At 59.2% G+C, this 12,968-nt stretch carries 11 protein-coding genes; 5 read left to right on the top strand and 6 right to left on the bottom strand.

Features of this window, described 5'->3' with window-relative positions:
- Positions 1-51 precede the first annotated feature (51 nt).
- From glpD to AC3IT9_RS23700, 4 genes are all read right to left on the bottom strand, one after another.
- Positions 52-1,590: a glycerol-3-phosphate dehydrogenase gene (gene glpD / locus AC3IT9_RS23715; protein WP_150726796.1), complete on the bottom strand. Its 1,539-nt coding sequence runs from the start codon at positions 1,588-1,590 to the stop codon at positions 52-54.
- 299 nt (positions 1,591-1,889) lie between these two features.
- Positions 1,890-2,645: a DeoR/GlpR family transcriptional regulator gene (locus tag AC3IT9_RS23710; protein WP_046042004.1), complete on the bottom strand. Its 756-nt coding sequence runs from the start codon at positions 2,643-2,645 to the stop codon at positions 1,890-1,892.
- 95 nt (positions 2,646-2,740) lie between these two features.
- Positions 2,741-4,246, bottom strand: coding sequence for a glycerol kinase GlpK (glpK, locus tag AC3IT9_RS23705; protein ID WP_150726795.1), 1,506 nt, complete (start codon positions 4,244-4,246; stop codon positions 2,741-2,743).
- A gap of 74 nt (positions 4,247-4,320) precedes the next feature.
- Entirely contained in the window at positions 4,321-5,172 is an 852-nt protein-coding gene (locus AC3IT9_RS23700; protein WP_150726859.1) for an MIP/aquaporin family protein, read from the bottom strand.
- A 348-nt stretch (positions 5,173-5,520) separates the two neighbouring features.
- Here AC3IT9_RS23700 and ybaK point away from each other — a divergent pair, with 348 nt between their 5' ends.
- The 4 genes from ybaK to AC3IT9_RS23680 all read left to right on the top strand — a co-directional run bounded on the left by ybaK (position 5,521) and on the right by AC3IT9_RS23680 (position 8,184).
- Positions 5,521-5,991 (top strand): Cys-tRNA(Pro) deacylase, encoded by a 471-nt coding sequence (gene ybaK, locus AC3IT9_RS23695; RefSeq protein ID WP_007971306.1) that lies wholly within the window; start codon positions 5,521-5,523, stop codon positions 5,989-5,991.
- Positions 5,992-6,097: 106 nt separating this feature from the next.
- Entirely contained in the window at positions 6,098-6,880 is a 783-nt protein-coding gene (locus AC3IT9_RS23690) for a PhzF family phenazine biosynthesis protein (RefSeq protein WP_150726794.1), read from the top strand.
- A 165-nt stretch (positions 6,881-7,045) separates the two neighbouring features.
- Positions 7,046-7,351, top strand: coding sequence for a transposase (locus AC3IT9_RS23685; RefSeq protein ID WP_150753137.1), 306 nt, complete (start codon positions 7,046-7,048; stop codon positions 7,349-7,351).
- Entirely contained in the window at positions 7,348-8,184 is an 837-nt protein-coding gene (locus AC3IT9_RS23680; protein WP_224789174.1) for an IS3 family transposase, read from the top strand. Before AC3IT9_RS23685 ends, AC3IT9_RS23680 begins: the two co-directional genes overlap by 4 nt.
- Before the next feature lie 62 nt (positions 8,185-8,246).
- On the opposite strand, the gene AC3IT9_RS23675 is transcribed toward AC3IT9_RS23680, so the two are convergent.
- Together AC3IT9_RS23675 and argF are read right to left on the bottom strand one after the other, a co-directional pair.
- Positions 8,247-9,356 carry an ABC transporter ATP-binding protein gene (locus AC3IT9_RS23675; protein ID WP_150726793.1) on the bottom strand — a complete coding sequence of 370 codons (1,110 nt, stop codon included), beginning with the start codon at positions 9,354-9,356 and terminating at the stop codon, positions 8,247-8,249.
- Positions 9,353-10,273, bottom strand: coding sequence for an ornithine carbamoyltransferase (gene argF, locus AC3IT9_RS23670; protein WP_032829900.1), 921 nt, complete (start codon positions 10,271-10,273; stop codon positions 9,353-9,355). Before argF ends, AC3IT9_RS23675 begins: the two co-directional genes overlap by 4 nt.
- Positions 10,274-10,833: 560 nt before the next feature.
- Between argF and AC3IT9_RS23665 the strand changes: the two genes are divergently transcribed.
- On the top strand, positions 10,834-12,942 hold the full coding sequence (locus AC3IT9_RS23665) for a molybdopterin oxidoreductase family protein (RefSeq protein WP_489271144.1): 2,109 nt from the start codon (positions 10,834-10,836) through the stop codon (positions 12,940-12,942).
- Positions 12,943-12,968: the final 26 nt, after the last annotated feature.

Genomic DNA, 12,968 nt, shown 5'->3' with positions numbered 1-12,968 from the left:
AAAGCCCCTGAATCGTGAGATTCAGGGGCTTTTGTTTATGCCGGTGACTGATCAGGCCGCTTCGATCTTGCTGCGGTTCTGTTCGACCTTGTTCAGGTAATCCTTGAGCTTTTCCTGTTCCGCCACCGTCGTGAACAAACCGAGCTTGCTGCGACGCCAGAGGATGTCGTGGGCGCTGGTGGCCCATTCTTCGCTGCACAGATAGTCGACTTCACGGGTGTAGAGACCGCCGCCGATGTGCTCGCCCATATCGCTGAGGTCCTGTACGCCTTCGAGCATGCGCCAGGTGCGGCTGCCGTAGGTGGTGGCCCAGCGGCGCGCGATCTCGCTCGGTAGCCAGTCGAATTTGTCGCGGATACGCGAGCTCAAGGCTTGAGGGGTGGTCATGTCTTCACCCCCCGGCAGCGTGGCGCTGGCGGTCCAGCTTGGCTTGATGTGCTTGAAGTACGGTGCCAGTTGCGCCAGCGCCGACTCGGCCAGTTTGCGATAGGTGGTGAGCTTGCCGCCGAACACCGACAGCAACGGAGCTTCTTCGCCAGTGCCAGACAGCGCCAGGGTGTAATCGCGGGTCACGGCCGACGGGTTGTCGGATTCGTCGTTGCACAGCGGACGCACACCGGAATAGCTGTGCAGGATGTCGTCGCGGCTGATTTGCTTTTTGAAATGGGCGTTGACCACGTTCAACAGGTAATCGGTTTCGCCATCGGTAATTGCCACTTTCGCCGGATCGCCGGTGTACTCGCGGTCAGTGGTGCCAATCAGGGTGAAGTGATTCAGGTACGGAATGGTGAACACGATGCGCTGATCTTCGTTTTGCAGGATGTGCGCGTGTTCGCCTTCGTACAGTTTCGGCACGATCAGGTGGCTGCCCTGGATCAGGCGGATGCCGTATGGCGATTCCATCTTCAAGTCATCGCGAATGAACCTGGCGACCCATGGTCCGGCCGCATTGACCAATGCCTTGGCGCGGATCGAAAACAGGCTGCCATCGGCGCGTTCCAGGTGCAGGTGCCACAGGCCCTTGGCGCGACGCGCGCTGACGCAGCGGGTCTGGGTGTGAACGTGGGCGCCTTTTTCCCGGGCGGTCATGGCGTTCAACACCACCAGGCGCGCGTCGTCGACCCAGCAATCGGAGTATTCGAAGCCCTTGGTGATCTCGCTTTTAAGCGCGCTGTCGGGGCCGAACTTCAGGCTTTTCGAACCTTGCAGTTGCTCGCGCTTGCCCAGGTTGTCATAGAGGAACAGACCGGCGCGGATCATCCACGCCGGGCGCAGGTGCGGGCGATGCGGCAACACGAAACGCATTTGCTTGACGATGTGCGGAGCCTTGGCCAACAGAACTTCGCGTTCGGCCAGGGCTTCACGCACCAGGCGGAATTCGTAATGTTCGAGGTAGCGCAGGCCGCCGTGAATCAGCTTGCTGCTGGCCGACGAGGTATGACTGGCCAGGTCATCCTTTTCACAAAGGAACACCGAGAGACCGCGACCGGCGGCATCCGCTGCGATCCCCACGCCATTGATCCCGCCACCAATGACGGCGATATCGTAGACCTCGGCGAGAGGGGGCGTAGGCAAGGTGGAAGTGGGCATCGGCACGGCCTCGGAATTCTTTGATGTTCTGTATTTGAATTCGAACATTAATGTTCATTTGCGAAAATACTAGCCCATAAAGACGCGCACAGCCAGTCAGCTTCGATTGAAAATACTCATCGAAGGGCCATTAAAGGAAAATTTACGAACATTTTGCTGTGTATTGGCGACCGCCATCGCGAGCAAGCTCGCTCCCACAAGGAATGGAGTCGGTCACAAATCTTGTGCACGCCATCAATCACTGTGGGAGCGAGCTTGCTCGCGATGGCGTCAATACAGACGCCGAAGAAGGAGGGGGGTTAAACGACTTCCAGCCGAACCTTGTGCTGGTTCAACAACTGCGCCAGCGCCGGGGAAGGCTGCTGATCGGTGACCAGGCAATCAACCAGGCTGATCGGCCCCAGGCGAATCATGGCGTTGCGCCCGAACTTGCTGGAGTCGGCCGCGAGGATCACTTGCCGGGCATTGGCGATGATCGCCTGGGATACCCGCACTTCCTGATAGTCGAAGTCCAGCAGGCTGCCGTCTTCATCGATGCCGCTGATGCCGACCAGGGCGAAGTCGACCTTGAACTGGTTGATGAAGTCGACACTGGCCTGACCCACCACGCCACCATCGCGCCGCACGTTGCCGCCGGTCAGCAGGACATCGAAATCGTCCTTGGCGCTGAGCATGGAGGCGACGTGCAGGTTGTTGGTGATGATCTTCAGGTGATTGTGATTGAGCAGTGCCCGGGCAATGGATTCGGTGGTCGTGCCGATGTTGATGAACAACGAGGCATGGTCGGGAATCTGCGCGGCAATGGCTTCGCCGATACGCTGTTTCTCATCGCGCATCTGATCGGCGCGCATGGCGTAGGCGGTGTTTTCAACGCTGGAGTCGTAAGCCGCGCCGCCGTGGTAGCGACGCAACAAATTGGCTTCCGCGAGCTGATTGATGTCGCGGCGAATGGTCTGCGGGGTAACTACGAACAGCGTGGCCATTTCCTCGATGCTGACATAGCCGCGTTCGCGGACCAGTTCGAGGATTTGCTGCTGACGGGGAGGCAGATTCATGGGGCGTCCTTTGGGCTGCCGTGCAAAATTTGCCCATGATGCCGCAGGAATCCGCTCCCGACCAGTTACATACAGATACGAGCTCGTATCCCGGTTTATTCAGCCTCGTCTTCAACCGCCCAATTGCGGGTGCGGCTGACGGCTTTTTTCCAGCCGGCGTAGAGTTTTTCCTTCGCCGTTTCATCCAGCGTCGGCTCGAACTGGCGCTCGATCACGGCCTTGCCACGCAACTCGTCCAGGCTGCCCCAGAAGCCGCAGGCCAGGCCTGCCAGGTAAGCCGCACCCAGTGCCGTGGTTTCGCGCATTTGCGGGCGCTCGACCTGCGTGCCGAGGATGTCGGCCTGGAACTGCATGAGGAAGTTGTTCGCCACTGCACCGCCGTCCACGCGCAGGGCCTTGAGACGTTCGCCGGAGTCTTGTTGCATGGCGTCGAGCACGTCGCGGGTCTGGTAGGCAATCGATTCCAGTGCGGCACGAATGATGTGATCCACGCGGACGCCGCGGGTCAGGCCGAACAGTGCGCCACGGGCATACGGGTCCCAGTAGGGAGCGCCAAGACCGGTGAAGGCTGGCACCAGATACACGCCGTTGCTGTCCTTGACCTTGTTGGCGAAGTATTCGGTGTCGTGGGCGTCGTTGATGATCTTCAGTTCGTCACGCAGCCACTGCACGGTAGAGCCGCCGTTGAACACCGCGCCTTCCAGCGCGTAAGCCACTTCGCCGCGTGGGCCGCAGGCGATGGTGGTGAGCATGCCGTGTTGGGATTTCACGGCTTTGTCGCCGGTGTTCATCAACAGGAAGCAGCCAGTGCCGTAGGTGTTTTTCGCCTGGCCTGGCTCGACGCACATCTGGCCGAACAGGGCGGCTTGCTGGTCGCCAGCGATACCGCCGATGGCGATGCCGCTTTTGGTACGGCCATAAATTTCCGAGGACGATTTAACTTCCGGAAGCATTTCGCGCGGAATATCCAGCACTTCCAGCATCTTCGCGTCCCACTCCAGGGTGTGGATGTTGAAGAGCATGGTGCGCGAAGCGTTGGTGTAGTCGGTGACATGCACCTTGCCGCCGGTAAATTTCCAGATCAGCCAGCTGTCGACGGTGCCGAACAACAGTTCACCGTTGCGCGCGCGCTCGCGGCTGCCTTCGACATTGTCGAGGATCCACTTGAGCTTGGTGCCGGAGAAATACGGGTCGGTGACCAGGCCGGTGGTGTCGCTGATGTATTGCTCGTGGCCATCGCGCTTGAGTTGCTGGCAGATCTCGGTGCTGCGTCGGCACTGCCAGACGATGGCGTTGTAGATCGGGCGGCCGGTGTTCTTGTCCCAGACCACGGTGGTTTCGCGCTGGTTGGTGATACCGATGGCTGCTACCTGGTCGTGGTGCAGGCCGGCTTGTGCCAGGGCCTCGACCATCACGGCGCTTTGGGTGGCAAAAATTTCCATTGGGTCATGTTCAACCCAGCCGGCTTGCGGGTAATGCTGGGCAAACTCCCGTTGGGCGGTGCAGACCACGTTCGCGTCGCGGTCGAAAATGATCGCGCGGGAGCTGGTCGTACCCTGATCGAGGGCAATGATGTAGTTCTTATTCTGTGTGTCGGTCATGTCGATTGCCTTGGACGAAATAAGGGAGTGAGGTCTGGCGCGCAATCAAAGGGCAGAGGCACGCGCCAACGGTATCAAGAAGTTCTGGGTTTGCCGTCAATGGCAGCTGTTGCATCCTTTGTAGCAGGTACGGCGCTGGGCAGATGGCGGGCAATCAACCCACGATAGGCTGCAGCACCGAGGCAGGCACCGACAATCGGTGCAAAAACAGGAATCAGGAAATACGGAATATCGCGTCCGCCGGTGAAGGAAATTTCACCCCAGCCAGCGAAGAAAGTCATCAGTTTAGGGCCGAAGTCCCGCGCAGGGTTCATGGCAAAACCGGTCAGCGGTCCCATCGAACTGCCGATCACCGCAATCAGCAGGCCGATCAGCAGCGGTGCCAACGGGCCTTTGGGCAGGCCATTGTTGTCATCGGTCAGGGACATGATCACGCCCATCAGGATGGCTGTGATGATCACCTCGACCAGAAATGCCTGGGCGGTGGTCAGCACAGGATTCGGGAAGGTGGAGAACACAGAGGCCAATTCAAGGCTGGCTTGAGTGCCGCGAACCATGTGGTGCGTTTGTTCGAATTCGAAGAACAGATTGCTGTAGAGCGTGTAAACCAACAGCGCCCCACAGAAGGCACCCGCCACTTGGGCGAGTACGTAGAAAGGCAATTTACGTTTTTCGAAGTCCGCGAAAATGCTCAGGGCAATGCTGACGGCAGGGTTCAGATGCGCACCGGAAACTCCGGCGGTGAGGTAGATCGCCATGCTGACGCCGACACCCCAGATAACGCTGATTTCCCACAAGCCAAAGCTGGCACCAGCGACCTTGAGCGCGGCAACACAACCTGTACCAAAAAAGATCAGCAGCGCTGTACCCAGAAACTCGGCCATGCATTGGCTCGAGAGCGACGGTTGTTGTAAAGCAGTTGTCATTGAAACCTCAATTTTTTTTGTTGTCTGGCGCTTTTTCCATCATGGTCGGAGCGCGGTTTTCGCCGAGGCAGGATCCCCATCCTGGTCGCGGTTTACTGCTGGGTGCAGCGGTAGGACGTTTCGTACAGTTTCAGAAACGAAAAAATATAGACAAGAAACGCTGCTGTCAAAGGTCGAAAGTGAACCGTCGGTCACAAAAAAACTATTCGTTGCATGAATGAATGAGTCTTTGCGCAATGGGATGGCCAGGTAATGGCGTTATGGATGCGCCGCCGTAGAGCCTTTTAACGATCAATGTCCTAGAATCCGGCGCAGTATTTTTCTTCTGCCGCCCAGTCTGGAGCTGCCATGACCCCCGCATTGGATTTGTTGAAAAAGGTTCGGGCCGAACATCGTGTACACAGTTACGAACATGACCCCAAGGCCGCCTCCTACGGGTTGGAGGCGGCGGAAAAGCTTGGGCTCGATCCGGCGCAGGTGTTCAAGACCTTGCTGGCGGCCAGCGAAAAGGGTGAGTTGCTGGTAGCCGTGGTGCCGGTTGTCGGCAGCCTGGACTTGAAAGGGCTGGCCCACGCCGCGGGCGTGAAAAAGGTCGAAATGGCCGACCCGGCGGCGGCGCAGCGCTCCACTGGCTATCTGTTGGGCGGGATCAGTCCGCTGGGGCAGAAAAAGCGTTTGCGTACCTTCATTGACAATTCGGCCCAGCCCTTCGCCAGCATTTTTGTCAGTGCGGGCCGACGTGGGCTGGAAGTTGAACTGGCACCGGCGGTGCTGGCCGAACACACCCAGGCGAAGTTTGCCGATATCGGCCGTGCGTGAGCTTCGAAGCAGGTGCAGCGCTGTATGGTGAAAATCAGCCGGCTCTGTCACTGGTGCCGGCTGGGCCAGCGCGGCATGCTCGGTGGTCTGACAAAGGGAGAAGGTTATGCAGCTTGAGTTTCATCAGGTCGACGCGTTCAGCAATCAGCCATTCAGCGGCAATCCGGCGATGGTCTATCGGCTCGATACATGGCTCGCCGATGAGTTGATGCAAAAGATTGCCGCCGAGCACAACCTCGCCGAAACGGCGTTTGTCGTACGTGAAGGGCAGGGCTGGCACATCCGCTGGTTTACGCCGACCACCGAGGTGCCATTGTGCGGTCACGCAACGCTGGCCAGCGCCTATGTGCTGTTTGAGATCTATAAAGAGCCCGTCGAGCGACTGGACTTCACCTGCAAGTCCGGCCCGTTGAGCGTGACGCGGGAGGGCGCAGGCCTGTGGCTGGACTTCCCGGCGATCACTGCGTCGCCGGTGAACGTGATCCCGGACATCGAGCGTGCACTGGGTGTGAAGGCTGTCGAGGTACTGGCTTCGAATGAGCTGTTCGTGGTGCTGGAGTCGGAGCAAGCCGTGCTCGACTGCAAGCCGGACATGGTGGCCCTGGCGAAACTGCCATGGTTGGGCGCCATCGTGACGGCGCGGGGCGAGCAGCACGATTTCGTTTCCCGCTACTTCGCCCCGGCAATCGGCATCAATGAAGACCCGGTGACCGGATCGACCCATTGCCTTCTGATTCCGTACTGGTCAAAGCGTTTGGGCAAGTCGAGCCTGACGGCTTTTCAGCGTTCGGCGCGGGGTGGGGAATTGTTCTGTCGACTGGAAGGCGAGCGGGTGAAGATCGGCGGGAATGCGACGCTCGTGGCGAGCGGCACTCTGATGCTGGGTTAACCCAAATCCCCTGTAGGAGCGAGCCTGCTCGCGATGGACGTCAACGATGAAGAGTGCTGGCTGGATGAACGCGGCGCTCTCACTTCCATCGCGAGCAGGCTGAACTGGCCTAATAATTCCGGACACCTCTTAAGGGCGATATGATTTCGCCAACTTGGAGGTTCCATGAACGAAAGAAAGGTCTATACCCGCGAGTTCAAGCTGCATGCTGCCAGCATGGTGCTTGATGATAACTGCCCGGTTCCAGAAGTGTGTGCATCGCTGGATATCGGCCCTACCGCTTTACGGCGTTGGGTCGATCAGGTTCGCAAGGAACGCGAGGGACAGCCAGTCAAAGGCACCAAGGCGATTACCGAAGATCAGCGCCAGATCCAGGAACTAAAGGCCAAGATCAAACGCATGGAAATGGAAGCCGAGATCTTAAAAAAGGCTACCGCTCTCTTGATGTCGGATCCCGATCGTTTTCGATGATTGCGGAACTAAGAGAGTCATTCCCGACTGCCATTGTGTGTCGTGTTTTCGATGTGAAGCGCAGCAGCTTTTATGAGTGGCTTCAGCGGCGAGCCAAACCGCGGATCAGACGCGAAGACCTCAAGCTGAAAGTGGTTGAACTGCACAGCGAAAGCCGGGAAGCCATGGGTTCCAGAATGATCAGCAAGAACCTGAAGTCCCAAAACATCGCGATCGGAAGAGGCCTTGTCAGGGCGCTAATGAGGGAGGCCAACATTGTCAGTAAACAACGCCAGCCTCACCCATTCAGATCCAAAGGCGTTGAAGCATTTGTCGCGCCCAATCGACTCAAGCGCAATTTTAAGCCGACTGCAGTTGATCAGGTCTGGTGTGGCGACGTTACCAGCTTGATGGTGGGCGAGCGCTGGGTTCATCTGGCCATCGTGATCGATTTGTTTGCTCGCCGCGTCATTGGCTGGGCGTTTTCGCTGGTCAATGACGCCAACTTGGTCAGCAAGGCGCTACGCATGGCGACAGAGGTGCGAGCGTGTCCTCCTGGACTGATGTTCCATTCAGATCAGGGCTGTCAGTACACCAGTCGCAAGTTTCAAGAAGAACTGAAGCGTCATGGCATTTTGCAAAGCATGAGTCATCGCGGGCAGTGCTGGGACAATGCTCCAACGGAGCGTTTTTTCGGCACGCTGAAATCAGAATGGGTGCCTCGTAGTGGCTACAGCAAGATCGAGGAAGCAAAAACCGATATGGTGCGTTTCTTCCTGTACTACAACCGCACCAGGCTCCACAGCTACAACAACTACCTGTCGCCAATAGCCATGGAGCAAAAAGCGGCATAAACACCGTAACCGGTGTCCGGGATTACTTGACCAGTTCAGGCTCGCTCCTACAGGGGGGTGTATCAGTTGGCGGTGCTGTAGCGGCGGACACCGGATTCAGCCACCGGAATCTGCGCCGCCGTGCTGCCGGACGCCTGGAACAGCACCAGGTGTTCAGCCGCGACACGGATACCCACATCCGCCCCAACCTGACGATCGACATGGCTCGGGAAGATCGATTCCAGCTGTGCCCCTGTCGGCAATTGCAAGCGATACAGGGTCGATGCACCCAGGAACGTCTTGCCGGCGATTCGCGCCTTCAGTGCGCTGTCCGGCGCATAGACGATGTCGTCCGGGCGCAGTAGCACGTCCACAGCGCCGCCTACCGGCCAGGTGTAGGCCCGATTGCCGCGCAACTCACCCAGCTCGGTCTGCACCGATTCGGGGCTGCTCAACTGACCGCGAATGAAATAGCCCTGGCCGATGAAGCTCGCCACGAAGGGGGTCAGCGGTTCGTGATACAGGTTGTAGGGCGTATCCCACTGTTCCAGGCGACCTTCCTTGAACACCCCAACGTGGTCGCTGACCGCGAAGGCTTCTTCCTGGTCGTGAGTCACCAGAATCGCGCTGGTGCCACGGGCCTTGAGGATGTCGCGTACTTCATGGCTGAGCTTGCGGCGCAATTCACCATCGAGGTTGGAGAACGGTTCGTCGAGCAGCAGCAGTTGTGGTTCCGGCGCCAAGGCGCGGGCCAGGGCGACACGTTGCTGCTGACCACCGGAAAGCTCGTGGGGGAAACGCTTGCCGAGGTTCTTCAGGTTGACCAGTTCCAGCAGCTCTTCGGTCACGCGATCCTTTTGCGGATGCTTGCGAATGCCGAAGGCAATGTTGTCGGCCACGCTCAAATGCGGAAACAGGGCGTAGTCCTGGAACACCATGCCGATGCGACGTTTCTCCGGAGCGAGGGTGAAACCGGCGCTGGAGATGGTTTCGCCAGCCAGCTGGATTTCGCCTTCGTGTACCGGTTCGAAACCGGCAATCGCCCGCAGGGTGGTGGTCTTGCCGCAGCCTGAAGAGCCCAGCAGGCAACCAATGTCGCCTGCGTTCAGGTGCAGGTTGAGGTTCTGCACCACGCGTTGGTCTTGATAGCCGCAGGCGAGGTTGCGCAGGTTGAGCAGTAATGGCTGGCTCATGCGTGGTGGTACGAAGGCGGAACGAGGAATTCGAGCAAGGCTTTTTGCGCGTGCAGACGGTTTTCGGCTTGATCCCAGGCCACCGAGCGCGGGTCGTCGAGCAGGTCGACGCTGATTTCCTCGCCACGGTGCGCCGGCAGGCAGTGCATGAACAGTACGTCTTCAGCAGCCAGGTCGAGCAGGGCGCGGTTGACCTGGTACGGGGCGAACAGTTGCAGACGCTTGGCGGTTTCCTCTTCCTGGCCCATGGAGGTCCAGACGTCGGTGCTCACCAGGTGTGCGCCACGCACGGCTTCCTTCGGGTCGCGAACGATGGTGACCCGATCGCCGGCCTTGGCCAGGAACACCGGGTTGGGTTCGTAGCCTTCCGGGCAGGCAACGCGCAACTGGAAGTCGAACTGGATCGCCGCTTCTATATAGCTGTTGCACATGTTGTTGCCGTCGCCGATCCAGGCCACGGTCTTGCCCTGGATGGAGCCGCGGTGTTCGAGGAAGGTCTGCATGTCGGCCAGCAACTGGCACGGGTGCAGGTCATCGGACAGGCCATTGATCAGCGGAACGCGCGAATTGGCGGCGAATTCGGTCAGAGTGCTGTGGGAAAACGTACGGATCATTACAGCATCGAGCATGCTCGACATGACAATGGCGGCGTCGCCGATCGGCTCGCCACGGCCCAGTTGGGTGTCACGGGGCGACAGGAAGATCGCCTGGCCGCCGAGCTGGATCATGCCGGCCTCGAAGGAGATCCGGGTACGGGTCGAGGACTTCTCGAAAATCATCCCCAGGACGCGGTTTTTCAGAGGCTCGAACAGTACGCCGCGGTTACGCAGGTCCTTGAGCTCAACGCCTCGACGGATCACGCTGACCAGCTCTTCGGGCGTGCAATCCATCAGGGAGAGAAAGTGCCTTGCGCTCATCATTGACTACCTTTTGCTACAAACCGCAGATGCTCAAAGCCTTGTTTAACGGAACAACGGGCGAGACCTGCGGCGTAAGCCGCACGGGGCGACGAAATAGGGGAAGGCGCGATCTTATAATTAAATGTCGCGTCTTACCAATAGGGCTACAGTTTTTAGGGAGTTTCAGAGGTGCTACGGGTTCACCGAGGTAGCGCTTTTGAAGCCTGTTTCCTGATAGCAGCGCCTCATTTGTACACCGGCCTCTCGGGGCTTGGCAATCAGGCTGGGTGGCAATGGTGCGCTGACAGTCGGTTTCTGACCTGTCATTCATCAGCGCCGGGCTCGACGGATCGTCGAACTGACCAGCGTGCATGGCTCCTCGGGCCGATTGAAACCCTTCAGGAAATCCACTTGCAGGTGCCGCCCAGGCTGCCTTCGAACTGAACTCCGGCGGCTATCGGCTGGCCTGATAACCCTCGATTCACAAGACGAACGTAGCTGGCGTGGCGGCGGCTCTGGCGCCATAGTTTTGTTTCCGCGGCCAACGTTGCCCGCCCAAAACAAGACAGAGACTGGCCATGACCAAGACTCTCCATCACCGTGCGTGCCATTTGTGCGAAGCCATCTGTGGCCTGACCATCGAAACCACCAGGGTCGAAGGCGGTAACGTCCAGATCACTTCGATCAAGGGCGACCCTCAGGATACGTTCAGCCGTGGGCACATCTGCCCCAAGGCCGTGGCCCTGCAAGACATTCAGAACGATCCGGATCGCCTGCATCAGCCGATGCAGCGGGTGGGCAATGAGTGGCAGCCCATCGAGTGGGAAGCGGCATTCAATCTGGTCGCCGAACGCCTCGCCGCCATTCAGGAGCGTCACGGGCAAAACGCCGTGGCGGTCTATCAGGGCAACCCGAGCGTGCACAATTACGGGCTGATGACCCACAGCAATTACTTCCTCGGCCTGTTGAAAACCCGCAACCGGTTTTCCGCGACGTCGGTCGATCAATTGCCCCATCACCTGACCAGTCATTTGATGTACGGCCATGGTTTGCTGCTACCGATCCCGGACATCGATCACACCGATTTCATGCTGATCCTGGGCGGCAATCCGCTGGCTTCGAACGGCAGCATCATGACCGTGCCGGATGTGGAAAAACGCTTGAAGGCGATACAGGCCAGGGGCGGCAAAGTGGTGGTGGTCGATCCGCGCCGTAGTGAGACGGCGGCGATTGCCGATCAGCATCTGTTCGTGCGCCCGGGTGGTGATGCCGCGCTGTTGTTCGGCCTGCTCAATACCTTGTTTGCTGAAGGTCTGACCCGCGACAGCCATCTGCCGGTGGACGGCCTTGAGGACGTGCGGGAGGCCGTCGCGCCGTTCACTGCCGAGGCCATGAGTCCGTTGTGCGCCGTGCCGGCCGAACAGATCCGCCAATTGGCGCGGGACTTCGCCGCCGCACCGAGTGCAGTCTGCTATGGCCGCATGGGCGTTTCGACCCAGGCCTTCGGTACGCTGTGTCACTGGGTGGTGCAGTTGATCAACCTGGTCACCGGCAATCTCGATCGCGTGGGCGGTGCCTTGTGCACCGAGCCGGCGGTGGATCTGGTGGCGACGACTTCGGGCGGGCATTTCAATCTGTGGCAGAGCCGGGTTTCCGGGCGCCCGGAGTACGCCGGAGAACTACCTGTCTCGGCGCTGGCCGAAGAGATGCTCACTGAAGGGGAAGGGCAAGTCCGCGCGTTGATCACCGTGGCTGGCAATCCGGTGCTGTCCACACCCAATGGCCGAAAGCTCGAGCAGGCGCTGGACGGGCTGGAGTTCATGGTCAGTATCGACCTGTACATCAATGAAACCACGCGTTACGCCGACCTGATCCTGCCGTCGACATCGGCGCTGGAAAACGACCATTACGACACCACGTTCAATCTGTTTGCAGTGCGCAACGTCAGCCGTTTCAACCGCGCCATCCTTGCCAAGCCCGAAGGTGCATTGCACGACTGGGAAATTTTCGTCGGCCTGGCCAAGGCATTTGCCGCCAGGACCGGCAAAGAGCTGAAGCCCACCATCGCTCCTGCGCAAATGATCGATCGCGGCCTGCGCATGGGAATGTACGGCGACAATTCAGAGCACAAGCTGTCGTTGGCGACCTTGTTCGATCATCCCCATGGCGTTGATTTGGGCGCGCTCAAGCCTAACCTGACGCCACGCCTGAAGACTGCCAATCAACGCATCCAGGCCGCACCGGCCGCGATTCTCGCTGACCTGGCGCGCTTCGCAGCCTTGCAGGCGCCGGCCGCCGACGAGTTGTTGATGATTGGCCGCCGGCATGTACGCAGCAATAACTCATGGATGCATAACTATCATCGCTTGGTGAAAGGCAAGCCACGTCACCAGTTGCTGATGCATCCGGACGATCTGGCCAGTCGCGGGCTCAGCGACGGGCAGCGTGTGCGGGTCAGCTCGCGGGTGGGGGTGATCGAAGTCGAAGTGCTTGGCAGTCTGGACATGATGAAGGGCGTGGTCAGCCTGCCTCACGGCTGGGGTCACGCGCGGCCGGGCGTGCAAATGTCGATAGCCAGCAGCCAGCCAGGTTCCAGCGCCAACGACCTGACCGACGAACGCCAGATTGACGAACTGTCGGGAAATGCTGCGCTCAATGGCGTGCCGGTGACTGTGGCGGCGGCTTGAATCATACTGACGGAGAGACCGAGCAG

The organism is Pseudomonas sp. KH_046_1 (assembly GCF_057839025.1).
This window is presented reverse-complemented; position numbering and strand designations above follow the sequence as displayed.

What these genes read in the sequence shown, in the direction of transcription:
- glpD (WP_150726796.1), bottom strand. Translation starts at nt 1,590, where the DNA reads ATGCCCACTTCCACCTTGCCTACGCCCCCTCTCGCCGAGGTCTACGAT.
- glpK (WP_150726795.1), bottom strand. Translation starts at nt 4,246, where the DNA reads ATGACCGACACACAGAATAAGAACTACATCATTGCCCTCGATCAGGGT.
- AC3IT9_RS23675 (WP_150726793.1), bottom strand. Translation starts at nt 9,356, where the DNA reads ATGAGCCAGCCATTACTGCTCAACCTGCGCAACCTCGCCTGCGGCTAT.
- argF (WP_032829900.1), bottom strand. Translation starts at nt 10,273, where the DNA reads ATGAGCGCAAGGCACTTTCTCTCCCTGATGGATTGCACGCCCGAAGAG.
- AC3IT9_RS23690 (WP_150726794.1), top strand. Translation starts at nt 6,098, where the DNA reads ATGCAGCTTGAGTTTCATCAGGTCGACGCGTTCAGCAATCAGCCATTC.
- AC3IT9_RS23710 (WP_046042004.1), bottom strand. Translation starts at nt 2,645, where the DNA reads ATGAATCTGCCTCCCCGTCAGCAGCAAATCCTCGAACTGGTCCGCGAA.
- ybaK (WP_007971306.1), top strand. Translation starts at nt 5,521, where the DNA reads ATGACCCCCGCATTGGATTTGTTGAAAAAGGTTCGGGCCGAACATCGT.
- AC3IT9_RS23665 (WP_489271144.1), top strand. Translation starts at nt 10,834, where the DNA reads ATGACCAAGACTCTCCATCACCGTGCGTGCCATTTGTGCGAAGCCATC.
- AC3IT9_RS23685 (WP_150753137.1), top strand. Translation starts at nt 7,046, where the DNA reads ATGAACGAAAGAAAGGTCTATACCCGCGAGTTCAAGCTGCATGCTGCC.
- AC3IT9_RS23700 (WP_150726859.1), bottom strand. Translation starts at nt 5,172, where the DNA reads ATGACAACTGCTTTACAACAACCGTCGCTCTCGAGCCAATGCATGGCC.
- AC3IT9_RS23680 (WP_224789174.1), top strand. Translation starts at nt 7,348, where the DNA reads ATGATTGCGGAACTAAGAGAGTCATTCCCGACTGCCATTGTGTGTCGT.